The sequence below is a fragment of the Mycolicibacterium pallens genome, from assembly GCF_019456675.1.
In the GTDB taxonomy this organism is placed as follows: domain Bacteria; phylum Actinomycetota; class Actinomycetes; order Mycobacteriales; family Mycobacteriaceae; genus Mycobacterium; species Mycobacterium crocinum.
The window spans coordinates 2233527-2257930 of record NZ_CP080333.1; the positions used below are offsets into that span (position 1 = coordinate 2233527).

A 24404-nucleotide genomic window follows, 5' to 3' on the forward strand; every position below is an offset into this window, starting at 1 on the left:
GATGACCATGCGTCGTAGCTAAACCCGAGGCGCGGCCTACCACCGCTGTCGCCTCTTGAGTAGGAGATGTAGTGGCAGGTAAGGCCCGCGTACACGAGTTGGCCAAGGAACTCGGTGTCACCAGTAAGGAAGTTCTCGCCCGGCTGAGCGATCAGGGCGAATTCGTCAAATCCGCGTCATCGACGGTGGAAGCCCCCGTCGCCCGCCGTCTGCGGGAATCGTTCGGCGGCGGTAAGCCAGACAAAGCCCCGGCCAAGGCCGCGCCGGCGAAGGCTGCCGGAAACGGAGCCCCGGCGCCCAAGCCCGCGGCACCCGTGTCCGACAGCGCTGTCGCAACCGCGCCGCCCGCGCCGCCGGCACCCAAGCCGGCCGCCCCGGCCCCGGCTGCGCCGCCTCCGGCGCCGCCCGCGCCTGCGGCCCCCGCCGCCCCCGCGGCTTCGGCCGCGCCGGCACCGGCCCGTCCCGGCCCCGCGCCGACCCCCGGTCCTCGTCCGGGACCGGCCGCACCCAAGCCGGGCATGCCCCGGCCGCCGCGCGTCGGCAACAACCCCTTCTCCTCGGCCCAGCCGGTCGAGCGTCCCGCGCCGCGCCCGCAGGGCCCGCGGCCCGGGCCCGGCGCCGGTGGTCCGCGTCCCGGCGCGCCGCGTCCGGGTGGAGCCACACCCGGCAACATGCCTCCTCGTCCGCCCGGCGCCCGGCCCGGTGCGACCGGTCGGCCCGGTGCTCCGCGTCCCGGTGGCGGGCCCCGGCCCGGCCCCGGCGGTGGCGGTCGTCCCGGTGGCGGTGGTGGCGGTAACTACCGCACCGGCGGTCCCGGCGGCGGTGGCGGCGGCGGAGCCGCTGCCGGTGGCTTCCGCGGTCGTCCCGGTGGTGGTGGTCCCGGTGGTGGCGGCGGTCGTCCCGGTCAGCGCGGTGGCGCGGCCGGTGCGTTCGGTCGTCCCGGCGGTGCCCCGCGTCGCGGCCGTAAGTCGAAGCGCGCGAAAAGGGCCGAATACGAGAACATGCAGGCCCCGGTCGTCGGTGGTGTGCGGTTGCCGCACGGCAACGGCGAGACCATCCGGCTGGCCCGTGGTGCGTCGCTGAGCGACTTCGCCGAGAAGATCGACGCCAACCCGGCCGCGCTGGTGCAGGCGTTGTTCAACCTCGGCGAGATGGTGACCGCCACCCAGTCCGTGGGTGACGAGACCCTGGAGCTGCTCGGCAGCGAGATGAACTACAACGTGCAGGTCGTCTCGCCCGAGGACGAGGACCGCGAGCTGCTCGAGTCCTTCGACCTCACCTACGGCGAGGACGAGGGCGACGAGGGAGACCTCGAGGTGCGCCCGCCGGTCGTCACCGTCATGGGTCACGTCGACCACGGCAAGACCCGACTGCTGGACACCATCCGTCAGGCCAGCGTCCGCGAGGGCGAGGCCGGCGGCATCACCCAGCACATCGGTGCCTACCAGGTCGGTGTCGAGCACGACGGCGTCGAGCGGCTCATCACCTTCATCGACACCCCGGGTCACGAGGCGTTCACCGCCATGCGTGCCCGCGGCGCGAAGGCCACCGACATCGCCATCCTGGTGGTCGCCGCCGACGACGGTGTCATGCCGCAGACGGTGGAGGCCATCAACCACGCGCAGGCCGCCGACGTGCCGATCGTGGTCGCGGTCAACAAGATCGACAAGGAGGGCGCCGACCCGGCCAAGATCCGGGCGCAGCTCACCGAGTACAACCTGGTGGCCGAGGACTTCGGTGGCGACACCATGTTCGTCGACATCTCGGCCAAGAACGGCACCAACATCGAGGCGCTGGAAGAAGCGGTGCTGTTGACCGCCGACGCGGCACTGGACCTGCGGGCCAACCCCGATATGGAAGCCCAGGGTGTGGCTATCGAGGCCCACCTCGACCGTGGCCGCGGCCCGGTGGCGACTGTGCTGATCCAGCGCGGCACGCTGCGGGTCGGCGACTCGGTGGTGGCCGGTGATGCCTATGGCCGCGTCCGCCGCATGGTCGACGAGCACGGCGAGGACGTCACCGAGGCGCTGCCGTCGCGGCCCGTGCAGGTCATCGGCTTCACGTCGGTGCCGGGTGCCGGCGACAACTTCCTGGTTGTCGACGAAGACCGCATCGCCCGCCAGATCGCCGACCGGCGCAGCGCGCGCAAGCGCAACGCGCTGGCCGCCCGTGCCCGCAAGCGGATCAGCCTGGAAGACTTGGATTCGGCGCTGAAGGAAACCAGCCAGCTGAACCTGATCCTCAAGGGCGACAACGCCGGTACGGTCGAGGCGCTCGAGGAGGCCCTGCTGGGCATCCAGGTGGACGACGAGGTGGAACTGCGCGTCATCGACCGCGGTGTCGGTGGTGTCACCGAGACCAACGTCAACCTGGCGTCGGCTTCGGATGCGATCATCATCGGCTTCAACGTCCGTGCCGAGGGCAAGGCCACCGAGCTGGCCAACCGCGAGGGTGTGGAGATCCGCTACTACTCGGTGATCTACCAGGCGATCGACGAGATCGAGAGCGCGCTCAAGGGCATGCTCAAGCCGATCTACGAGGAGAAGGAACTCGGCCGTGCCGAGATCCGCGCGATCTTCCGGTCGTCCAAGGTCGGCAACATCGCCGGTTGCCTCGTGCAGTCCGGGATCATGCGCCGCAACGCCAAGGCGCGGTTGCTGCGTGACAACGTCGTCGTCGCCGAGAACCTCACGGTCTCGTCGCTGCGGCGGGAGAAGGACGACGTCACCGAGGTGCGCGAGGGTTACGAATGCGGTCTGACGCTGACGTACTCCGACATCAAGGAAGGCGACGTCATTGAGACCTACGAGCTCGTCGAGAAGGAGCGCACCTAAGGTGGCTGACCCCGCACGGGCGAAGCGACTGGCGAAGCGAATCTCCACCATCGTTGCCTCGGCGATCGAGTTCGAGATCAAGGATCCCCGGCTGGCCGGGGTGACGATCACCGATGCGAAGGTGTCCGGAGATCTGCACGACGCCACGCTGTACTACACGGTGATGGGCCGCGCGATCGAGGAGGAGCCGGACTACGCCGGTGCGGCCGCCGCGCTGCAGAAGGCGACGGGCGTTCTGCGCACGAAGGTCGGTGCCGGCACTGGCGTCCGCTTCACGCCGACGCTGACCTTTGTGCGGGACACCATGCCGGATGCCGCCGTCCGGATGGAGGAGCTGTTGGCCAAGGCGCGCGCCGCCGACGCCGATGTGGCCCGGATCCGGGCCGGGGCCACTCCTGCAGGAGACGCGCAGCCCTACCGTGTGGTAGGAGAAGAGGGGGACGTTGGGCTGGAGCGCAGCGACCCGGGAAATAGCAGCGTTTCTTCGCAGGACGACCAGGACGCCGGTGACCGCGATCGACTCGACGACTGAGATCCCCCGCCTCGGCGGGCGGGTGGATGCGCATGGCGCCGTGGAGGTGCTGCGCGGCGCCAGCGTGGTTGGCGTGATCTGCCACGTCCATCCCGACGCCGACAGTGTGGGCGCCGGCCTGGCTTTGGCGCTGATCCTCGAGCGCGAGGGTGTCGATGTCGAGGTGAGTTTCGCGACGCCGTCGACGCTGCCGGAGTCGCTGCGCATGCTGCCCGGTGGTCATCTGCTCGTGGCTCCCGGTGACATGCGCCGCGACGTCGATCTGGTGGTGACGGTCGATGCTCCGAGCGTCAACCGGCTCGGCGCACTGTCGGAGTTCACCCAGCTCGGCTGCGCGGTGCTCGTCATCGATCACCACAAGTCGAACACGCTGTTCGGCAGCGTGAATCTTGTTGACCCGAAGGCAGATTCGACCACCATGGTGGTCGCCGAGCTGCTCGACGCGTGGGGCAAGACCATTGACCGTGACGTCGCGTCGTGCCTGTACGCCGGATTGACCACGGACACGGGTTCGTTCCGGTGGGCGTCCCCGGCCGCGCTGCGGCTGGCCGCGCGTCTGGTGGAACTCGGCGTGGACAACGCGGCGATCAGCCGGGAGCTGTTCGACACCCACCCGTTCGTGTGGCTGCCGCTGCTGTCCCGGGTGCTGTCCAGTGCGCAGCTGATCCCTGAGGCGGCCGGCGGGCGAGGACTGGTCTACGCGGTGGTCGCCAACGAGGACTGGATGGCGAACCGGTCCGAAGAGGTTGAGAGCATCGTCGACATCGTGCGCACGACTCACGAAGCCGAAGTCGCCGCCGTCTTCAAGGAGATCGAACCCGGACACTGGTCGGTGTCGATGCGGGCCAAGAGCTATGACCTGGCCACACTCGCCAGCGGCTTCGGCGGCGGCGGACATACTCTGGCCGCCGGCTACTCCGCGGCCGGACCGATCGACGACGTGGTGGCGCAGCTGACCGCCGCTCTTGGCTGAGTCGGCGCCGCCCACAATCGAATTTCACCTTTGGCAGCGATCTACTCGCACTTCGAGTGCAAAAGGTGAAATTCGATGACTGACTCGGCCGACGACGCGGCCGTCACTGGCAGGCGCATCGCCGCACTCGCTTTTCCCGCGCTCGGAGTCCTTGCGGCTGAGCCGATTTACCTACTTTTCGATATCGCGATCGTCGGCCGGTTGGGCGCATTGAGCCTCGCGGGCCTGGCGATTGGCGGCCTGATTCTCTCGGTGGTCAGCGCCCAGCTCACGTTCCTGTCGTACGGGACGACGGCACGCTCCGCCCGGTTCTATGGCGCGGGCGACCGGACCTCTGCTGTCGGTGAAGGCGTGCAGGCCACCTGGTTGGCGCTGGCGATGGGCGTCGCGATCGTGGCCGCGGTACAGCTGGCCGCGGTTCCACTGGTGTCGGCGATCGCGGGCACGAAATCCAGCGGCGGCGATATCGCCTCCGCCGCGATGCCGTGGGTGCGCATCGCGATCTTCGGTGTCCCCGCCATCCTGATCTCCGCGGCAGGCAACGGCTGGATGCGTGGGGTGCAGGACACCATGCGTCCGCTGCGCTATGTGCTGGTGGGGTTCGGCGTCTCGGCCGTGCTGTGCCCGCTGCTGGTCTACGGCTGGCTGGGTCTGCCGCGACTGGAGCTGGCCGGCTCGGCGATCGCCAATCTCGTGGGGCAGTGGCTGGCGGCCATCCTGTTCTGCCGTGCGCTGCTGGTCGAAAGAGTTCCGCTGCGACTGGACACGTCGGTGCTGCGGGCGCAGGTGGTGATGGGCCGCGATCTGGTGGTGCGCACCATGGCCTTCCAAGCGTGCTTCGTCTCGGCGGCCGCGGTGGCCGCCCGGTTCGGCGCGGCGGCCGTCGCCGCACACCAGGTTGTGCTGCAGCTGTGGAATTTTCTTGCGCTGGTGCTGGATTCGCTCGCGATCGCCGCACAGTCGTTGGTCGGCGCCGCGCTCGGCGCGGGCCGGACAGAGCATGCGAAGTCGGTGGCGTGGCGGGTGACGGTGTTCTCCACGATCGCCGCGGCGGTGCTCGCGACCGTGTTCGCGGTCGGCGCCTCGGTGCTGCCGTCGTTGTTCACCGACGACCGCTCGGTGCTCGCCGCGATCGGGGTGCCGTGGTGGTTCATGGTGGCGCAGTTGCCGGTCGCCGGAGTCGTTTTCGCGCTGGACGGTGTGCTGTTGGGTGCCGGCGATGCGGCGTTCATGCGCACCGCGACGTTGGTCAGCGCGCTGATCGGCTTTCTGCCGCTGATTTGGTTGTCGCTGGTGTTCGGCTGGGGTCTGCTCGGGATCTGGTCGGGGCTGAGCACCTTCATGGTGCTGCGGCTGGTCTTCGTCGGCTGGCGGGCCTTCTCTGGACGTTGGCTGGTGCCCGGCACCGGCTAGCGGTGGGCGATCGCTGCCCAGCCGAAGTCGTTCGTGCGCACAGTGATTCGCTCGAAGCCGGCGGCGGCCAGCCGGTGCTCGAGTCCGGCCGGGTCGACCGGGTTGTAGGTGTCGCCCTCGTGGGCGGCTTCCATGTCGTCGTTGCCGATGCTGTCGCTGGCCACCAGTGCGGCACCCGGCCGCAGCACCCGGGCGACCTCGGCGAGCAGCCGGTCCTGCAGCTCGACGGTCGGGACGTGGTGCAGCATCGTGAAACAGGCTGCGCCCGAGAATCGGCCATCAGGGAAATCCAGCTCGGTGGCATCGCCGCGCAGGATCTCCACAGCCGGCACACCGGAGAACCGCTCGGTGAGCATCGCGGCCAGCTTCTCGTCGATCTCCACACACGTCACGTGCGGCACCGTGGTGCTCAGCACGTCGGTGACGGCGCCGTAGCCCGGTCCGACCTCCAGGACGTCGTCGCCGAGGTCGACATCGCCCAGCACCCAGGGCAGAATCTGCTCGCGCATCAACTGCCGCCACTCGTCGCTGCCGCACACCTCATGCGCCTCATTCATGCGGCCAGGCCTAGAGAATGCGAACTCCAATATGTCGCTTACCTAAGCATCAATTTTTGCTGACTTCGTTCCGCCCGCCCGGGCGATGCGCTAATACTGAACGTTGCTGACATTCTGTCCGGCTACGGGGGTGCCATGAGTTCAACTGCTTTTGGATACCGGTTCGGTTCAACGGCGTTTGCGCTCGGTCTTGGTCTCGCGGTCGCCACCCACCCCGGTGTGGCAGTAGCTGACACCCCGGACAGTGGCTCGGCGGCCCAACCGTCGAAACCATCGAAGGCGTCGGTGGGCTCATCGCGCCGCGGGGCGCAGGCGCCGTCCGCTGCCAAGTGCGGCGCTCCCAAGAAGCCCGCCCGCACACCCTCGGCGTCGCGGCCGGATGTGCCCAGCCGTCTCGATGCGCGCGTCGTCACCTCCGACAGCACCAAGCCCGCCGCGCCCACCGAATCAGCACCCGAACGCACTGCGGGTCCAGCGAGTTCGGCGCCCGCAGTATCGGTTTCAGCAGCCGCCGCGGATCCGGGTGAGGCCACTGTGTCGGCGCCCAAGGCGGCAGTGACGCCGGTACGGCATACTGCGGTCGCCGCGATCCGGCCGTCGGACATCCTGTCGAAATTCCTCTCGCTGTTCGGAATCAAGCACCTGCCACCGTCGCCGCTGCAGCTGCTGACCGGCGTGCTGGCCCTGATCCGCAAGGAGATCGAAAACCTTCTGCACCCGCAGGCGGCAGTGCCCAGCATTTCCGTCACCGACACCAGCGTTCTCGAGGGCACCGGCGGCGTCACCACTGCCTCATTCACGGTGACGCTGTCCAAGCCGACCACCAGGACGGTCACGGTCAGCTACCTGACGGCGGACGGGTCGGCGACAGCCCTGCAGGACTACGTCAATGTCGGGGGCACGCTGGTCTTCAACCCCGGGGTGACAACCCAGGTGATCAACGTCGACGTGCTCGGCGACACCACGATCGAACCGGCCGAGACGTTCACCGTCACGCTGTCCGACCCGTTCGGCGCCACGATCGGCCGGGCAACGGCCACAGGCACCATCATCGACGACGATGACAAAACCGTTCCCACGGTGCCGAGCGCGTCGATCAGCGACGCGTCGGTGTCCGAAGGTGCCAGCGGGGCCACGACGATCCTGTCCTTCACCGTGAAGCTCTCTCAAGCGTCGACCTCGACGGTCACCCTCAACTACGCCACGTCGGACGGGTCGGCGACAGCGGGCCAGGACTACAAGGCGAACTCGGGCACCGTCACCTTCACACCGGGGATGGTCGAACAGGTCATCAAGGTGAACGTGCTGGTCGACGCCTCCGTCGAGCCGAACGAGACATTCACCGTCACGCTGTCGAACCCCGTCGGTGCCACCATCGCGGACGCATCGGCGCTCGGCACAATCCTGAACGACGATTCCTCGACGCCCGGTGGCACCGCGCAGTGGGGCAAGAGCTTCTTCGCCCCGTACATCGATATGGGCGCCTACCCGGTGCCGAACCTGCTGACGCTGTCGAAGACCTACGGCACCTCACTGGTGACGCTCGGCTTCATGCAAGCAGACCAGAACGGCAACCTCGCGTGGGCGGGATTGGCTGCGCTGGAACCGAGTTCGACGAACGAACAGGCCGTGGCGATCAACACGTCGATCGCCACGTTCAAGGCGGCCGGCGGTGATGTGATGATCTCCTTCGGCGGCGCATCGGGCACGAGCATCGCGCAGGCCTACGCCGCCAAGGGCCGCACCGCTCAGGAACTGGCCGCCGCCTACGCCGCGGTCATCGACACCTACGGCGTGACCCATATCGATTTCGATATCGAGGGCGCCGCCGTGGCCGACTCGGCATCGATCACGTTGAACAGCCAAGCCCTGGCGCTACTTCAGAAGCAGAAACCGCAGGTGCAGATTTGGTACACGCTGCCGGTGTTGCCGAGCGGGCTGACCGCCGATGGCCTCAAGGTGGTGGACGCGGCCCTGGCCGCCGGAGTCAAACTCGACGGCGTGAACGTGATGGCGATGGACTATGGAGAATCCGCCGCACCCACCAGCGGACCGTACGCAAAAGCCATGGGCGCCTACGCGATTGAATCAGCACAGTCCACCTACTCGCAGCTCAAGACGATGTATTCGGCACGGGGGCTGACATTCGGCTGGAGCAATATCGGCATCACCCCGATGCTCGGTGTCAACGACGTCACCACCGAGGTGTTCACCGTGTCCGATGCGCAGGCGCTCGAGGACTTCGCGCGGGCCAACGGCGTTGGGATGCTGTCGATGTGGCAGGTGCTGCGCGACACCCCGGGAACCCTCGGGCAGGCCACCACCGGCGCGTCCGGCCTGAGTGATCCACAGGGCGCGTTCAGCATGGTGTTAAACGACTACGGCACGATCAATGTCGTCAACTACGACGCAGGCGGATCCAGTGGCGGCGGGGGCGGCGGCACACCGGTGACCGGCGGCACGACCACCACCATCACCTGGACCTGGGGCAGCAACCAGACGCTGGCCTTCGACCCCGCCAAGGACACGCTGGACTTCGTCTGGATGCAGGCCACCCAGTTCGATGTCAGCGACACATCGGGCTCGGTGGTCATCACCATCGTCGGTAACAACAGCAGCTATACGCTGCAGGGCGTGACGTTGAGTCAGCTGCAGATCGGCAACATCATCGCCAAAGATGCCGGCACGCTGGCGAAGTGGCAGAGCCTCATCGACACCGCGAAAGCTGTTTAGGTACAGGCTATTTGACTTGGCTGCGGCCGCGTTCGATGACCGAGGCGCGGCTGGCGGCGATGTCGTCACCGGACGTTGCCGCCATCCACTTCTTGGCCGACATCGCTTCGATCCACAGCCCGGAACCGGTTTGGTCCTCGTCGATGCGGTGATACGACGCCAGCAGGGCGCGCACGGCTTTCTGGTTGTTGCCGACGATCGAGGCGGCCACCGACCGGGCGGTCGGCAGCAGCTCGTCATGGGCGACGACCTGGGTCACCAGTCCGGCACGCAACGCATCCTCGGCGGACAGATAGTCACCGGTCAGGCTCATCCGGCGGGCCAGCCCGACACCGACTTTCTGCGGCAGTCGCACGCTGAGCCCCCAAGTCGGCAGCAGTCCCACCCGGGCGTGGGTATCGGCGAAACGGGCATGCTCGGAAGCGATCAGGATGTCGCAGTACAGCGCCAGTTCCAGCCCGCCGGTCACCGCGGCGCCGTTGATCGCACCGATCACCGGTTTGGTCATCGGTGGCCACTTGGGGGAGATGTCGGGCAGTTCGGTGGTGTCACCGAGCTCCTTGAGGTCAAGCCCTGCGCAGAACACCGGATCGGCACCGGTGACGATGATGACGTCGACCTCGTCATCGGCGTCCGCCTCGCGCAGCGCACCGAAGAAGCGGTTGCGCAGCGCCGTCGACAGCGCGTTGCGCGAGTTGGGCCGATTCAGCGTCACCGTGCGGATGCGGTCGGTGGTCTCGATGAGCAGGATGTCGTCGCCGGTCATAGGGACACCGTATCGGCACGGCTAACGGCCCAGTCGTGCCGTCCGGGTTGTCGAGCGGTGCGGTGCGGTCGCGGGGTGCGGGGAACCCCCGGGGACGCTGACCGGACCGCTGCCAGCCGGAGCGATCGGAGTCACGGCCGCCGCCGACGGTGGGGCCGACGCGGGTAGCGGCCGACGCGCGGCGTGGGCGGGGGAGGTGTGGCTTCCCGTATTGCCTGCGGATGCCCGAAGGTCGGCAACGGCGGGGAGGGTAACGGTCCGCACACTGGCCGGAGTCTGGCGCCGAGCCAAAGGCGTTGGGGGAGAAGGCGAGACGCCGGTACTGACCTGCCGTGGCCCCACCTCGGTGGCGACCTGCTCAGGCATTGCGCAGGTGTCGATCATCGATTGCAGGCGGGTCTGCAGGGAGGAACCCTCCTCGTCGTTCGACCGCAGCGACGCCTGGCGGATCTGCGCGGTTGCGGTCGAACAGTCGCGGACTTGGACGAGACCGCCGAACATCGGCACACCGCCGAGCGCACTCGGGACGTACCACGCCAACCACATCGGGCCTGCCGACACGGGCCTGCTCTCCCGGATGACCGTGGACAGTTCCTGCTCGGCGACAGCCGGATCGGCGGGCACCATGGCCTGCAGGACGCGGAGGCCGTCGTTGTCGATCCGCATCCCGAAGATGTCGACGGGAACGGTGTCGACGAACCGCTCAATCAAGGTGTGGGCCTGCTCGCTCAGCGGAAAGGACACCCGCATCCGGGGTGTCAGCGACGACGGCGCAGCGGGTGACACCGTCATGGTGACGTCGCCGTCGTCGACGGTTCGCCGAACAGTGCTCAGGAGGTCGGACCCGGGTGTGTGACTCTCGGTGACCGACAGCCGGGTGTCGCCATCGTCGTCGCGGAACCAGTCGACCCGGCCGTCGGTGTGCGCAGCGATCGTACGGATTCGCTCGGCGTCGTCGGCCATCTGCACGGGATCGATGGTCGATTCCCGTCGGACTGTCACGGGTTTGTTTGGCGTCACCCAGAATTCGACGTCCTCGGTGTAGTTCGAGATCTGGCTGATGCGGGTCGCAGCGATCCGGTCGGCGACGGCGATCAACTGGGTCCGCGTCGCGGTCGGAACGTCGACCACGACGGTGAAGACAACGCCCTCGGCGTAACTCTCATCGTGGTACACCCACGCGTCCGCCACCCCCGGCATCGAGATCAGCGCGGACTGAAGGTTATTGGCGACGTGCGCCAGATTGCCCGGCCCACCACAGCCCGACGCAACGGCAGCCCCTGCGAGCAGGGTGAGGGCTGAGATGGTTCGGCGTATCCGTCGCATTCGCAACCGGACCTCCGACCCTCGTTGCATGGATTCACCCACATGCATGACCCGCTCATCGCAGAGCAGCCGTCAATCTACTCCGACGGGATGTCCTCGCGGCGCAAACGTGCCGGGCCGACGATTAGGAGTTTGCTCACAAACGGTCCACGTCGATGTCGAGATCCAGCCAACTGAGGTCGCATGCGATCAGGACCCATCGGCCGACGATCACGGTGACGAGCAGATCGACCTGCTGCTCGTCACCGGTCGAGCCGAGCGCGTCGGCGCACAGGCGTCGCAGGTCGGCCGCGACGCCGGCGATCCGGGGCGCGATCTCAGCGATCCGGTGCGATTGGGCAAGGGAGGTCCCCAATAGCGCGCACGCCACGCGCAGGTCGCTCTGCTCGGGCGTGAACTGCCTGAACGGTTGCACCGCGTCCGGTGTCATGGCGGTGGCGCACGCCCGCTCCAGAGCCGCGCGGTAGAGCGGCGCCTTGCCGGGGAAATGGTGGTGGACCGCCGGACGGGTGATGTCGATGAGGTCGGCGACTTCTTGCATGCTGGCGGCGTCATACCCGCGGTAGGCGAAGACGCGCATCGCCGCGGCAATGATCATCTCGCGGCGCACATCGGTGTTCGAGCCCCGCGGCCTCCCGGCCGACCGTTTGCTCATTCGAGCGCGAGGCGGTGCAGCTCCCGCAGTCATGGTGCACCCTTCTCGTCGCGCGAATTCGCCGTGCTGGCGGCCAGGCTAGGCCGAGAAGATGTGAGTGAGATGGGTGCGGGATAGCAATCCGATCAGCGCGCGCGGGCTGAACTCTCGTCCGAAGGAAGGCATGCTGGACCCTATGTGCCGAAACATCACCGAGCTGCGCGGTCTGGAGCCGGCGGCCACCGACGAAGAGATCACCGCGGCCGCTCGTCAGTACGTGCGCAAGGTCAGCGGGATCACTCGTCCGTCCGAGGCGAACGCCGAGGCCTTCGAGATCGCGGTCGCCGAGGTCGCGGCCACCACGACCCGACTGCTGGGCGAGCTTCCCGCCCGCCGCCAGCCACCGAAAACCGTTCCGCCGCTGCGCCGCCCCGAGGTGCGGGCGAGGCTTGCATCGACGTGACGACCGCCCTCAAGGAGTGGAGTGCGGCAGTGCACGCGCTGCTCGACGGGCGGCAGACGGTACTGCTGCGTAAGGGCGGCATTCACGAGAAGCGGTTCGCCGTGGCAGCCGACGAATTCCTGTTGTTCCCGACGGTCGCGCACAGCCATGCCGACCGGGTTCGTCCGGAACATCGCGACCTTCTCGCGGAAGCCGAGACCGACAGCACCGAAACCCACATCGTGATCCGAGCTGCTGCCAAAGTCGTTGCCGCCGTGGCTGTTTCCAATGCCGATGGGCTGGCCGGCATCGAGGATCTGCACATCTGGACGGCCGAATCGGTGCAAGCCGACCGGCTGGACTTCCGCCCCCGTCATCAGCTGACGGTGCTGGTGGTGCAAGCCGTTGCGCTCGCCGAGCCGATCCGGCTGGCGCGCGAGCCGCACTACCGCGGCTGCACCAGCTGGGTGCAGCTACCCGCGACGACCGAACTCGGGGATCCGGTGCATGACTCCGCGACGCTAGATGCGATCGCCGCCCGCGTTCGCGCCGCCGTCACCTGACGGCAGATGCGCAGAAGCGGGCAGGATCAGCTTCGACGTTCCGCCGGCTCCGTGGTGCACGGTGTGCAGTGCCGGGACCATCCGCTGCCCGGTGAGCACCGGTTCGCCCGTGCCCAGGTTGCGGGCGTACCGCGGATGGGAGCCGCCGGCGATGAGCACCCGGATCCGTGTTCCGGCCGGGAAGCGGTGCGCGATGGCGTCGAGTTCGATGCGGATCGGCCCCTGGGATCGCGCGCTCAGCCGCCGGTACCCGTCGCTGAGGTTGCGAGAACGCCCGCGGGCATCGAGCTCGCTGATGCGTACGAACACGTCGACGTGCTCGATATCGGCGTCGTGCGCCAGCTCGATCGCGGGCTCGCCGAACACGTACAGGTCGGCGTCCAGCGGGCCGCTGGTGAAACTCAGCACGTCGGCGCGCTCGGCCAGCGGCGCGTCGTTGCGGCGGCCGCTTCTGCGGGAGAGCAGTCGGCCGCCGATGGTCGGGGTCGGGTCGGCGGGGTCGTAGCGGAACCGTGAGGGCGCGGCATCGGCCGGTGGCGGTGCAGCGGCCAGCCGGCCGCCCGGCTGCAGGTACAGCACACCTTCACCGGTGGCGGGCGGCCAGTCCGGCAGGTCGAGCCAGCCGTGATGACCGACGTGTACCCGCACCGGACTGCGGCGGGCTGCGGTGGCAGTGCCGGCCAGATGCGTGCCGAGCCAGTTCAGCGTTTCGGTGGCGGTGGTTCCGCCCGCCTTCACGATCATGTCGGTGTGCGTCCACGGGCCGATGGTCATCGCGACGTCGACCCCGCGGCCGCGCAGGTGGCGGTACTGCTCAAGGGTCTGCTCCAGAAACAGGTCCTGCCAGCCGCCGATCAAAAGGACCGGTACTTCGCAGCGGTCAAGTGCCTGCGTCATCCGCATGGTGTCCCAGAACGGGTCATCGACCGCCGGATGGTCGATCCACGACTCGAACCAGGGTGATGCTTCGCCGAGCAGATCCCGGCCGGCGGCGCCCACCGGGAGGCCGAGAGTGGCCCGTTCCAGCCGGCGTCCCGCGCTGGTCTGGAACGCCAGGCGGCGAGACATCGTCTGTTCCTGGTGCCCGACCATGTCCGACCAGCCCCGGAAGTCGTTCAGCGAGAACGACCCGGTGCCCCACGAGGAGGCGTGGAAGTCGTGCGGACCCACCGTGACCACCGCGGCGACCAGCTCCGGCGGGGGATCGGACAGCAGCGCCCACTGGGTGAAGCCCAGGTAGGACAACCCGATGGTGGCGAAGGTGCCGGTGAACCACGGCTGCCTGCGCAGCCACACCACGGTGTCGGCGGCGTCGTCGGCCTCGTGGACCATCGGCACAAAGTCACCGCCGGATCCGAACGTGCCCCGCACGCTTTGCAGCAGGACGTGATAGCCGCGCGCGGCGTAGAGCTGGGCGTAGATCAGCGAGAACGGGAACGCCCGGCCGTAGGGGCAGCGGACCAGGATGGTGCCGAGCGGGGCGCCGACGGGCGCGTAGTGGGTGGCGCGCAGCACCGCACCGTCGCGCATGGGCACCTCGACGCCGTGATGCACGACGTACGCCGTGGTCGGGGGTGTTATCCGGAGAACGCGGGAAAGGGTGCGGTCGACAAACTTTCGAGGTCGGCTGCTGCGCACACCGTTCAGAATATGTAGTGCGGCGAGAGCTGCTGAGCCCGCATCAGGTTCTCCTGCATGCAGTCGACATCGGGGTTGGAGTAGACGGGAGAGTAGAACAGCGACTGCTGGATCACGCCGTAGCTGGTCTTGAACACGACCATGCACGAGAACCACCACCGGTTGTTCCAGTCGGTGGGCTTCATCACCCAGAACTGGGCCGCGCGGTGGCCGTTGATGTCGGTCTCGACCGCGTCGGGGGGCAACGATTGCGCGTAGGTCCGCCAGATGATCGGTTCGACAGCCATCTGGTAGTTGCCCGCGTCGTATTGGCAGCGCCAGCTCTCCATGGGGGTGGGCGGGCTGGCTTCGAGGCCCAGGCCTGCGATGACGTCCAACGGGATGTCGTTGCACGGGTCGAACGGCTTGGGATTCGTGGTGGTGATGACGTTGCTGATCGGGGCGTCGGTGGACCGCAGCTCCACTGGTGTGTGCTCGGCATCCGTCGGCGGCCCGGTTCGGATGGTGAACACTGCCGCGGCGACGAGTGCCAACAGGCTGACGGAGAGGCGCACTGCGGCGACCATGTCTCCCCCTCTGTGGTCAGCCCCGACCGCTGGCAGTCTAACCGGACGTGCGCAAGTAGGCTGGCGTGTTGTGGCACCCACGCTCTGGGCGATCAGTGACCTGCACACGGGTCACACCGGCAATAAGCCGGTCACCGAATCGCTGTACCCCTCGACGCCGGACGACTGGCTGATCGTCGCCGGTGACGTCGCCGAGCGCACCGACGACATCCGTTGGTCGCTGGATCTGCTGCGCCGGCGTTTCGCGAAGGTGATCTGGGTGCCGGGCAATCACGAGCTGTGGACCACCGGCAAGGATCCGGTCCAGGTGTTCGGTCGGGCCCGTTACGACTATCTGGTCAACATGTGCGACGAGATGGGCATCGTCACCCCGGAGCATCCCTTCCCGGTCTGGACCGAGCAGGGTGGCCCGGCGACGATCGTGCCGATGTTCTTGCTCTACGACTACACGTTTCTGCCCCCGGGCGCGACGACCAAGGCTGAGGGCCTCGCGATCGCCCGGGACCGCAACGTGGTGGCGACCGACGAGTTCCTGTTGTCCAGTGAGCCCTACGCCACCCGTGATGCGTGGTGCCGGGACCGGTTGCGCTACACCAGGAACCGGCTCGAGGAACTCGACTGGATGACTCCGACGGTGCTGGTGAACCACTTCCCGCTGCGCCGTGAACCCTGCGATGTGTTGTTCTTCCCGGAGTTTTCGCTGTGGTGCGGGACGGTCGAGACGGCGGACTGGCACACCCGGTACAACGCGGTCTGCTCGGTCTACGGTCACCTGCACATCCCGCGAACCACCTGGTACGACGAGGTGCGCTTCGAGGAAGTGTCCGTCGGCTATCCCCGAGAGTGGCGGCGCCGCAAGCCCTATCGGTGGTTGCGGCAGATCTTGCCCGACCCGCAGTACGCGCCGGGTTACCTCAACGACTTCGGTGGACACTTCGTCATCACCCAGGAGATGGCGGAGCAATCGGCGAAGTTGCGCGAGCGTCTCCGTAGCCGCCGCGCATGAGCGAATTGATGCGGGCGGTGCTGCCCGATCTCGCCGAGCTGGTGTACGCCGAGGCCTACGACGATCCGCCGGACCTGGCACCGCTGCCCGAGGAAGAGCCGCTGGTCGCCAAGTCGGTGGCCAAGCGGCGCAATGAGTTCGTCACCGTTCGTCATTGCGCGCGGGTCGCGTTGGGGCAGCTGGGTTTTCCGCCGGTGCCGATTCTCAAAGGCGACAAAGGTCAACCGTGCTGGCCCGACGGCGTGGTCGGAAGTCTGACCCACACCCAGGGCTACCGCGGGGCGGTGGTCGGGCGCAGCTCTGCGGTGCGCTCGGTCGGGATCGACGCCGAGCCGCATGGTGTGCTGCCCGATGGGGTGCTGAACGCGATCAGCCTGCCCGTTGAGCGTCATGAGATCGGCGCGCTGTCCGGTGGACTGAATTGGGATCGAATCCTGTTCTGCGCCAAGGAAGCGACCTACAAGGCGTGGTTCCCGCTGACCGAGCGGTGGCTGGGGTTCGAAGACGCCCACATCACCTTCGACGTCGATGCCTCCGGCGTCACCGGAACCTTCGTGTCCCGCATTCTGATCGACCCCGCTGCACGCGTGGGCCCGCCGCTGAACGAATTGGCCGGTCGGTGGTCGGTGGGTGGTGGGCTGGTCCTGACGGCGATCGTCTTGTGAGCAGTCCAGCGCCCGGCATTGTCGTGGTGGACAAGCCCGGCGGAATGACGAGCCACGACGTGGTGGGCCGCTGCCGCCGGATCTTCGGCACCCGCAAGGTCGGCCATGCCGGAACGTTGGACCCGATGGCCACCGGCGTGCTGGTCATCGGCATCGAGCGGGCTACGAAAATCCTGGGGCTGCTGACCGCCACCTCGAAGTCCTACGCCGCGACCATCCGGTTGGGTCAGTCCACCACCACTGATGACGCTGAAGGGGAAGTGCTGCAGTCCTTTTCCGTTGTCGACGTCACGGACGACCAGATCGAGGCCGGCATCGCGAGCCTGCGCGGTGAGATTGCGCAGCGGCCGTCTGCGGTCAGCGCGGTGAAGATCGGCGGAAAGCGCGCCTACCAGCTGGTGCGCGAAGGCCGGGAGGTGGAGCTCGCCGAGCGGCGGGTTCACATCGAGCGGTTCGAGGGGCTGGGTACGCGGCGGGACGGCGCGTTCGTCGACCTCGACGTCGAAGTCGATTGTTCCTCAGGCACCTATATCCGGGCTCTGGCACGAGATTTGGGCGAGAGCCTCGGCGTCGGGGGACACCTGACCGCGCTACGCCGCACCCGTGTCGGCGGCTACGGGCTCGATCATGCCCGATCGCTCGACGAACTGGCCGAGCATCCGCTGCTGAGCTACTCCCTTGACGAGGCGTGCCTGTTGGCGTTCCCGCGCCGCGACATCACCGAGGCTGAAGCCGACGACGCCAGCCACGGCCGTCCCCTGGTCGCGGCAGGCATCGAGGGTGTCTATGCCGCAACCGATCCCGAGGGTCGGGTGATTGCGCTGTTGGAGGATCGCGGTTCGCGTACCAAGTCGGTCGTGGTGGTCCGCCCGGCGACGCTGACCGGCTAGCCGACGACCCAAATGGCTTGGGCAGCAGGACTTCCCAAGTCCACGGTGTTTGCTGCGCCGTCGGAGGATTCGACCGACACCGAGATCATGCCGGCGAAGTCGCGCCGGGCCAGCACGCGCAGGCGCGAGTCCAAGCTGATGCCGACGGTGTCGAAGTAGCGCAGCATTTCCGGATCCGCATCGGAGATTCGCGCCACTGTGCCGAGTTCGCCGTCGACGCATGCCGATAGCTGCCGCGCCGGGGGAGTCGGCACCCGGCCGTCGGCGTTGGGAATGGGGTCACCGTGCGGGTCGCGGGTCGGGTGACCGAGTTTGGCGTCGATCCGGTCGAGCATCATGTCGCTGATCGCGTGTTCGAGGATCTCGGCCTCGTCATGCACCTCGTCCCAGCTGTAGCCGAGTTCCTGCATGAGGAAGGTTTCCAGCAGTCGGTGCCGGCGGACCACCGCCAGCGCTGCGAGCCGGCCCCGCTCGGTCAGCGTCACCGCGCCGTACTTCTCGTGGTCCACCAGGCCCTGGTCGGCCAGTCGGCGGATCGACTCCGAGGCGGTGCTGGCCGACACTCCGATGCGTTCGGCCAGCAGCTTGGTGCTGACCTTTTCGTGCGACCACTCCTGGGCCGACCAGATCGTCTTGAGGTAGTCCTGGGCGACCGTCGTCAGGTCGTGTACCCCGGGGTTGGGGCTCTCGTCAGGACTCACATCCAAAAGTTTAGGCAATCATCACCTGATCTGGGGATCTAGCGTGTCCGGCCGGGGCGGCGCGCCGTAGGCTTGCCGACGTGGATCGTTGGCGCGGACAGGACGAGATCCCCTCGGACTGGGGCCGATGTGTGGTGACCATCGGCGTCTTCGACGGTGTCCATCGCGGGCATGCCGAGCTGATCGCGCGTGCGGTCAAGGTCGGTCGCTCGCGAGGGGTGCCGACGGTGTTGATGACGTTCGACCCGCACCCCATGGAGGTGGTGTTCCCGGGCAGCCACCCGGCTCAGCTGACGACGTTGACGCGGCGCGCCGAGCTCGCCGAGGAACTGGGGATCGACGTCTTCCTGGTGGTGCCGTTCACCACCGACTTCATGAAGCTGACCCCGGACCGCTACATCCACGAACTGCTGGTGGAGCGTCTGCACGTCGTCGAGGTGATCGTCGGGGAAAACTTCACCTTCGGCAAGAAGGCGGCAGGCAACGTCGGCACCCTGCGCAAGGCCGGCGAGCGGTTCGGCTTCGCCGTCGAGAGCATGTCGCTGGTCGCCGAACACCACCAGAGCGAGACCGTCACGTTCTCGTCGACCTACATCCGGTCATGCGTCGACGCAGGCGACGTGGTGACGGCCGCCGAGGCGTTGGGCCGCCCGCACCGGGTCGAGGGCGTGGTGGTCCGCGGCGACGGGCGGGGCCGCGTCCTGGGCTTCCCGACCGCCAACGTCGCACCGCCGATGTACTCCGCGATCCCCGCCGACGGCGTCTACGCGGCGTGGTTCACCGTGCTGGGTCACGGCCCGGTGACCGGGTCGGTGGTCCCGGGGGAGCGGTATCAGGCCGCCGTCTCAGTGGGCACCAACCCGACGTTCTCCGGGCGCACCCGCACCGTGGAGGCCTTCGTCTTGGACACCGCCGCCGACCTGTACGGCCAGCACGTGGCGGTCGACTTCGTCGCCCGGCTGCGCGGTCAGCTCAAGTTCGACTCGGTCAGTGACCTCGTCGAGGCGATGGGCAAGGACACCGAGAAGGCCCGCGCGATCCTGTCGGCACAGGACTGACGCTCAGGACGCGAGCAGTTCGTCGATCTGGTTGATCGCCGACGTGGAGCCCTCGACCACACCCATGTCCAGCACCTGCTGAAGGCCTTCGGCGGACGCGAACTTGGCCACGTAGACCGCGCGCGTGCCGCCGTTGTGCTCGGTGAAGGTGTAGGTGTTCTCCGAGACCGGCATGTCAGGATTCGGGTTCAAGTCGGAGTCGGCGAAGCCGTCGCGGAACGCGAAGCTGGTCGGTTCGTCGACGCTCGTGATGTCCCAGTAGCCCGTGTACTTCTCGCCGTCCGGCCCGGTCATGAAGTAGGTGACGCGGCTGCCCGGGGTAAGGCTGTGGTCGACGAAGGTCGCCGGGTGCGACGGCGGTCCCCACACCTTCTCCAGCTGCCGCGGGTCGGCGTAGATCTGCCACACCCGTTGCACCGGTGCCGCGAAATCGGCGGTGATGGTCAGCGTCAGGTTCTCCAGATCGTGGGTGACGCCGGTGACGGGCATTAGTCGTTCTCCTTCTCAGATGCGATGAGTTCGTCGATGCGCGCGATGCGGCCGCGCCAGACCTCTTCGAGTTCGGTGAGCATGGCCGCCACCGAACGCACAGCCGCCACGTCGCCGCTGGCCAGCTGCTCGCGGCCGTGGCGCCGCTTGGTGAGCAGGCCGGCTTTCTCCAGCACGGCGACGTGTTTTTGCACTGCGGCAAAGCTCATGTCGTACTTGCCCGCGAGTGCAGAGACCGAATGCTCGCCCGCCAGTGCCCGGCGCATGATGTCGCGGCGGGTTCGGTCGGCAAGCGCATGGAAGAGGGCGTCCGCCCGGTCTTCCAGATCTACGGTCACTCCCACAACATACAACCGATTGGTTGTATGTTGTCAAGGTCTCGCCGGCCAGGATTTCGGTTCGCAGTGCTCACGCTGCTAGAGTCGGCGTTCGATACGGCGGTGCTGCAGTCCGCGGCGGCCCACGTATTTCTCGACTTGTTTCCCGCGCGGCACCGATTGATGGAGATGTATTCGTGGCGCTTACCGCCGAGCAGAAGAAGGAAATCCTGGGCCAGTACGGTCTGCACGAGACCGACACCGGTTCGCCGGAAGCCCAGGTGGCGCTGCTGACCAAGCGCATCGCCGACCTCACCGAGCACCTCAAGCAGCACAAGCACGACCACCACTCGCGGCGCGGTCTGCTGCTGCTGGTCGGCCGCCGTCGCCGGCTGCTCAAGTACGTCGCCGACCTCGATGTCGCGCGCTACCGCTCGCTGATCGAGCGCCTTGGTCTTCGCCGCTGAGGCGAAGACCCGCCGTGTAACATAGGGGCGTTGCGAGCCGCTGTCCGGCTCGTGCAACGGGTGCGGTGCATGCATATCCGCGTGTCCCGTTCCTGCGTGTCATAGCGAAGCTTCCCTGATCGGGCGGTCTTCGGTAGTGGCTGCCGGGCCCCAATTCCTGGGAAGCGCCCGGCCGCTTCGATCGACGGCCGTAGCCGACTGGATTCCTGTGATGACGCGAAACAGCTGAACAGTGAAATCAGAAAGGCGCAGCGGACTTCTATGTCTGTAGCTGAAATCGACGAAGGCGTGTTCGAATCGACCGCCGTCATTGACAACGGGAGCTTCGGCACCCGCACCGTGCGTTTCGAGACCGGCCGGCTTGCTCAGCAGGCTGCCGGCGCCGTCGTCGCCTACCTCGACGACGAGACCATGCTGCTGAGCGCGACCACCGCCAGCAAGGCCCCGAAGGAACACTTCGACTTCTTCCCGTTGACGATCGACGTCGAAGAGCGGATGTACGCCGCCGGGCGCATCCCCGGGTCGTTCTTCCGTCGCGAAGGCCGTCCCTCCACTGACGCGATCCTGACCTGCCGTCTGATCGACCGTCCGCTGCGCCCGACCTTCATCTCGGGTCTGCGCAACGAGATCCAGGTCGTGGTCACGGTCCTGAGCCTGGATCCCAAGGATCTGTACGACGTGCTGGCGATCAACGCCGCCTCGGCGTCCACCCAGATCTCCGGTCTGCCGTTCTCCGGTCCGGTCGGTGGCGTGCGCGTGGCCCTGATCGACGGCCAGTGGGTTGCGTTCCCCACCGTCGAGCAGCTCGAGACCGCCGTCTTCGACATGGTCGTCGCGGGCCGCAAGGCCGGTGACGACGTCGCCATCATGATGGTCGAGGCCGAGGCCACCGAGAACGTCATCGAGCTCATTGCCGGTGGCGCCGGTGCGCCGACCGAGGCCGTGGTGGCCGAGGGCCTCGAAGCCGCCAAGCCGTTCATCGCCGTGCTGTGCGATGCGCAGAAGGCGTTGGCGGACAAGGCTGCCAAGCCGGTCGCCGACTACCCGCTGTTCCCGGACTACCAGGACGACGTCTACACCGCGGTCGCCCACGTGGCCAAGGAGCCGCTGTCGCAGGCGCTGACCATCGCCGGTAAGCAGGAGCGTGACGACCGCACCGACGAGATCAAGAACGAGGTGCTCGGCGAGCTCGGCGAGACCTTCGCCGGCCGCGAGAAGGAGATCGGCGCGGCGTACCGCTCGCTGACCAAGAAGCTTGTGCGGCAACGCATCCTGACCGATCACTTCCGCATCGACGGTCGCGGTGTCACCGACATCCGCGCCCTGTCGGCCGAGGTCGCCATCATTCCGCGGGCGCACGGCAGCGCGCTGTTCGAGCGCGGCGAGACCCAGATCATGGGTGTCACCACTCTCGACATGGTCAAGATGGCCCAGCAGATTGACTCGCTGGGGCCGGAGACCTCCAAGCGCTACATGCACCACTACAACTTCCCGCCGTATTCGACCGGTGAGACCGGCCGCGTCGGCTCCCCGAAGCGCCGCGAAATCGGCCACGGCGCGCTCGCCGAGCGCGCTCTGGTGCCGGTGCTGCCCAGCGTCGAGGAATTCCCGTACGCGATCCGTCAGGTCTCGGAAGCGTTGGGCTCCAACGGTTCCACCTCAATGGGTTCGGTGTGCGCCTCGACCCTGTCGCTGCTGAACGCCGGTGTGCCGCTGAAGGCCCCGGTCGCCGGTATCGCGATGGGCCTGGTGTCCGACGATATTGATGGTGAGCGTCGGTTCGTCACGCTGACCGACATCCTCGGTGCCGAGGATGCCTTCGGCGACATGGACTTCAAGTGCGCGGGCACCAAGGACTTCGTCACCGCTCTGCAGCTGGACACCAAGCTCGACGGCATCCCGTCGCAGGTGCTGGCCGGTGCGCTGTCGCAGGCCAAGGACGCGCGTCTGACGATCCTCGAGGTGATGGCCGAGGCCATCGACGCGCCCGACGAGATGAGCCCGTACGCACCTCGCGTCACCGCGATCAAGGTGCCGGTCGACAAGATCGGCGAGATCATCGGCCCCAAGGGCAAGATGATCAATGCGATCACCGAGGAGACCGGCGCTTCGATCTCGATCGAGGACGACGGCACGGTGTTCGTGGGTGCGACCGACGGTCCGTCGGCTCAGGCGGCCATCGACCGCATCAACGCGATCGCCAACCCGCAGCTGCCCAAGGTCGGCGAGCGGTTCCTCGGAACCGTGGTCAAGACCACCGACTTCGGTGCGTTCGTCTCCCTGCTGCCCGGCCGTGACGGCTTGGTCCACATCTCGAAGCTGGGCAAGGGCAAGCGGATCGCCAAGGTCGAGGATGTCGTCAAGGTCGGCGACAAGCTCCGTGTCGAGATCGCCGACATCGACAACCGCGGCAAGATCTCGCTGATCCTGGTCGATGAGGAAGGCGCTGGCGCGCCCGATGACGCACCGGCGCCCGTTGATGCCGATGCCGCGACCGCCAGCAGCTAAGAGTCCTGCACTTCGCCGCGGCCGGCGTCTCGATGAGGCGCCGGTTGCGGTGCGGCGCACGGTGCTTCCCGGCGGGCTGCGAGTCGTCACCGAATTCGTGCCATCGGTGCGTTCGGCGTCGGTGGGTGTGTGGGTCAACGTCGGTTCCCGCGACGAAGGTCCTACAGTCGCCGGTGCTGCGCACTTCCTCGAGCACCTGCTCTTCAAGTCGACCCCGACTCGCACGGCCGTCGACATCGCGCAGTCCGTCGACGCTGTCGGCGGTGAGCTGAACGCATTCACCGCCAAGGAACACACCTGCTACTACGCGCACGTGCTGGACGACGATCTCGAGCTGGCTGTCGATCTGGTGTCTGACGTAGTGCTCAACGGTGTGTGCGCATCCCACGACGTCGAACTGGAACGCGATGTCGTGCTCGAAGAGATCGCGATGCGCGACGACGATCCCGAAGACGCTCTCGGCGATGTGTTTCTGACCGCCATGTTCGGCGACCATCCCGTCGGACGGCCGGTGATCGGCAGCGTCGATTCCGTCTCCGGGATGACCCGCTCGCAGTTGCACTCCTTCCACGTGCGCCGGTACACCCCGGAGCGAATGGTCGTGGCGGTGGCCGGCAATGTCGATCATGACGAGGTTGTCCGCCTGGTGCGCAAGCACTTCGGGCGGCACCTGGTCAAAGGCCGCAAACCCCAGCCGCCGCGCAAGGGCACCGGACGGCTGACCGGTGCGCCCAATCTGCAGCTGATCACCCGTGACGGCGAGCAGACCCATCTGTCGCTGGGCGTGCGGGTGCCCGGCCGGAACTGGCCGCACCGCTGGGCGCTGTCGGTGCTCAACACCGCGTTGGGCGGCGGCCTGAGTTCACGGCTGTTCCAACAGATTCGAGAAAACCGCGGCCTGGCCTACTCGGTGTACTCCTCTGTTGACACCTTCTCTGATGCCGGGGCATTGTCGGTGTATGCGGCGTGCCTTCCCGAACGCTTCGACGAGGTGGTCCGGTTGACCACCGAGGTTCTCGAGGGTGTGGCGCGCGACGGCATCACCGAAGCGGAGTGCCGGATTGCCAAGGGTTCGATCCGCGGCGGCCTGGTGCTCGGCCTTGAGGACTCCGCGTCGAGGATGCATCGGCTGGGCCGCAGTGAGTTGAACTACGGCGAGTACCGCAGCGTCTCCAGCACACTCGAGCACATCGACGCGGTCACCCTCGATGAGGTCAATGCGATCGCCCGACAGGTGCTGACCAAGCCTTTCGGTGCCGCCGTCCTGGGGCCGCACAAGTCCAAACGTTCTCTGCCACAGCCACTTCGGACCATCAGGAGCTAGCC

At 67.4% G+C, this 24404-nt stretch carries 23 protein-coding genes; 14 read left to right on the forward strand and 9 right to left on the reverse strand.

The features are described 5' to 3' along the window. Positions 1-71 precede the first annotated feature (71 nt). From infB to K0O64_RS11015, 4 genes are all read left to right on the forward strand, one after another. Positions 72-2834, forward strand: a complete 2763-nt coding sequence (gene infB / locus K0O64_RS11000; protein WP_071945907.1) for a translation initiation factor IF-2 — start codon at positions 72-74, stop codon at positions 2832-2834. A gap of 1 nt (position 2835) precedes the next feature. After that, positions 2836-3366, forward strand: a complete 531-nt coding sequence (gene rbfA, locus K0O64_RS11005; protein ID WP_071945905.1) for a 30S ribosome-binding factor RbfA — start codon at positions 2836-2838, stop codon at positions 3364-3366. Beyond that, entirely contained in the window at positions 3341-4339 is a 999-nt protein-coding gene (locus K0O64_RS11010; RefSeq protein ID WP_071945903.1) for a DHH family phosphoesterase, read from the forward strand. Before rbfA ends, K0O64_RS11010 begins: the two co-directional genes overlap by 26 nt. Before the next feature lie 75 nt (positions 4340-4414). Continuing rightward, complete coding sequence (locus K0O64_RS11015; protein WP_071945901.1) at positions 4415-5752, forward strand: MATE family efflux transporter; 1338 nt, start codon at positions 4415-4417, stop codon at positions 5750-5752. Here the strand turns inward: K0O64_RS11015 and K0O64_RS11020 are convergent. Beyond that, a complete protein-coding gene (locus tag K0O64_RS11020) occupies positions 5749-6309 on the reverse strand; it encodes a class I SAM-dependent methyltransferase (RefSeq protein ID WP_071945899.1) in 561 nt (186 codons plus the stop codon). The genes K0O64_RS11015 and K0O64_RS11020 overlap by 4 nt on opposite strands. Before the next feature lie 135 nt (positions 6310-6444). Here K0O64_RS11020 and K0O64_RS11025 point away from each other — a divergent pair, with 135 nt between their 5' ends. Then, positions 6445-9042, forward strand: coding sequence for a chitinase (locus K0O64_RS11025; protein WP_083542659.1), 2598 nt, complete (start codon positions 6445-6447; stop codon positions 9040-9042). A gap of 7 nt (positions 9043-9049) precedes the next feature. On the opposite strand, the gene K0O64_RS11030 is transcribed toward K0O64_RS11025, so the two are convergent. The 3 genes from K0O64_RS11030 to K0O64_RS11040 all read right to left on the reverse strand — a co-directional run bounded on the left by K0O64_RS11030 (position 9050) and on the right by K0O64_RS11040 (position 11732). Further along, positions 9050-9808 carry an enoyl-CoA hydratase gene (locus K0O64_RS11030; RefSeq protein ID WP_071945895.1) on the reverse strand — a complete coding sequence of 253 codons (759 nt, stop codon included), beginning with the start codon at positions 9806-9808 and terminating at the stop codon, positions 9050-9052. Positions 9809-9829: 21 nt separating this feature from the next. Next, positions 9830-11164 (reverse strand): DUF1499 domain-containing protein, encoded by a 1335-nt coding sequence (locus tag K0O64_RS11035; RefSeq protein ID WP_156909773.1) that lies wholly within the window; start codon positions 11162-11164, stop codon positions 9830-9832. A gap of 106 nt (positions 11165-11270) precedes the next feature. Next, positions 11271-11732 (reverse strand): TetR/AcrR family transcriptional regulator, encoded by a 462-nt coding sequence (locus tag K0O64_RS11040; protein ID WP_198044383.1) that lies wholly within the window; start codon positions 11730-11732, stop codon positions 11271-11273. A 232-nt stretch (positions 11733-11964) separates the two neighbouring features. Between K0O64_RS11040 and K0O64_RS11045 the strand changes: the two genes are divergently transcribed. Together K0O64_RS11045 and K0O64_RS11050 are read left to right on the forward strand one after the other, a co-directional pair. Continuing rightward, a complete protein-coding gene (locus K0O64_RS11045) occupies positions 11965-12231 on the forward strand; it encodes a DUF2277 domain-containing protein (RefSeq protein ID WP_071945889.1) in 267 nt (88 codons plus the stop codon). Next, the gene (locus K0O64_RS11050; RefSeq protein WP_071945887.1) at positions 12228-12773 is read left to right on the forward strand and encodes a DUF1802 family protein; all 546 of its coding nucleotides are present in this window, start codon (positions 12228-12230) and stop codon (positions 12771-12773) included. Before K0O64_RS11045 ends, K0O64_RS11050 begins: the two co-directional genes overlap by 4 nt. Here K0O64_RS11050 and K0O64_RS11055 read toward each other — a convergent pair. Together K0O64_RS11055 and K0O64_RS11060 are read right to left on the reverse strand one after the other, a co-directional pair. Beyond that, positions 12732-14327: a CocE/NonD family hydrolase gene (locus tag K0O64_RS11055; protein ID WP_225933680.1), complete on the reverse strand. Its 1596-nt coding sequence runs from the start codon at positions 14325-14327 to the stop codon at positions 12732-12734. The two genes, K0O64_RS11050 and K0O64_RS11055, sit on opposite strands and share 42 nt — an antisense overlap. 89 nt (positions 14328-14416) lie before the next feature. After that, positions 14417-14977, reverse strand: a complete 561-nt coding sequence (locus K0O64_RS11060) for a DUF3558 domain-containing protein (protein ID WP_071945883.1) — start codon at positions 14975-14977, stop codon at positions 14417-14419. Between the two features lie 70 nt (positions 14978-15047). Between K0O64_RS11060 and pptH the strand changes: the two genes are divergently transcribed. Genes pptH through truB form a run of 3 tightly spaced genes read left to right on the forward strand, consistent with a single transcriptional unit; the run spans position 15048 to position 17538 of the window. Further along, positions 15048-15983, forward strand: a complete 936-nt coding sequence (gene pptH / locus K0O64_RS11065; protein WP_071945881.1) for an ACP phosphodiesterase PptH — start codon at positions 15048-15050, stop codon at positions 15981-15983. After that, positions 15980-16648 carry a 4'-phosphopantetheinyl transferase PptT gene (gene pptT, locus K0O64_RS11070; RefSeq protein WP_071945879.1) on the forward strand — a complete coding sequence of 223 codons (669 nt, stop codon included), beginning with the start codon at positions 15980-15982 and terminating at the stop codon, positions 16646-16648. The genes pptH and pptT overlap by 4 nt, the downstream gene beginning before the upstream one ends. Next, complete coding sequence (gene truB / locus K0O64_RS11075) at positions 16645-17538, forward strand: tRNA pseudouridine(55) synthase TruB (RefSeq protein WP_071945877.1); 894 nt, start codon at positions 16645-16647, stop codon at positions 17536-17538. Before pptT ends, truB begins: the two co-directional genes overlap by 4 nt. On the opposite strand, the gene mntR is transcribed toward truB, so the two are convergent. After that, positions 17535-18239, reverse strand: a complete 705-nt coding sequence (gene mntR, locus K0O64_RS11080) for a manganese-binding transcriptional regulator MntR (RefSeq protein ID WP_083542657.1) — start codon at positions 18237-18239, stop codon at positions 17535-17537. The two genes, truB and mntR, sit on opposite strands and share 4 nt — an antisense overlap. An 80-nt stretch (positions 18240-18319) precedes the next feature. Between mntR and K0O64_RS11085 the strand changes: the two genes are divergently transcribed. Further along, on the forward strand, positions 18320-19297 hold the full coding sequence (locus K0O64_RS11085) for a bifunctional riboflavin kinase/FAD synthetase (protein ID WP_071945873.1): 978 nt from the start codon (positions 18320-18322) through the stop codon (positions 19295-19297). Between the two features lie 3 nt (positions 19298-19300). Here the strand turns inward: K0O64_RS11085 and K0O64_RS11090 are convergent, their stop codons facing one another. Both K0O64_RS11090 and K0O64_RS11095 read right to left on the reverse strand, forming a co-directional pair. Beyond that, positions 19301-19786 (reverse strand): SRPBCC family protein, encoded by a 486-nt coding sequence (locus K0O64_RS11090; RefSeq protein WP_071945871.1) that lies wholly within the window; start codon positions 19784-19786, stop codon positions 19301-19303. After that, positions 19786-20124, reverse strand: coding sequence for an ArsR/SmtB family transcription factor (locus K0O64_RS11095; RefSeq protein ID WP_071945870.1), 339 nt, complete (start codon positions 20122-20124; stop codon positions 19786-19788). The genes K0O64_RS11090 and K0O64_RS11095 overlap by 1 nt, the downstream gene beginning before the upstream one ends. A 176-nt stretch (positions 20125-20300) precedes the next feature. On the opposite strand from K0O64_RS11095, the gene rpsO reads away from it, so the two are divergent. The 3 genes from rpsO (at position 20301) to K0O64_RS11110 (ending at position 24402) form a co-directional block, all read left to right on the forward strand. Next, a complete protein-coding gene (gene rpsO, locus K0O64_RS11100; protein WP_005148712.1) occupies positions 20301-20570 on the forward strand; it encodes a 30S ribosomal protein S15 in 270 nt (89 codons plus the stop codon). 261 nt (positions 20571-20831) lie between these two features. Beyond that, complete coding sequence (locus K0O64_RS11105; protein ID WP_071945868.1) at positions 20832-23078, forward strand: polyribonucleotide nucleotidyltransferase; 2247 nt, start codon at positions 20832-20834, stop codon at positions 23076-23078. Further along, positions 23056-24402: a M16 family metallopeptidase gene (locus K0O64_RS11110; RefSeq protein ID WP_071949948.1), complete on the forward strand. Its 1347-nt coding sequence runs from the start codon at positions 23056-23058 to the stop codon at positions 24400-24402. Before K0O64_RS11105 ends, K0O64_RS11110 begins: the two co-directional genes overlap by 23 nt. Positions 24403-24404: the final 2 nt, after the last annotated feature.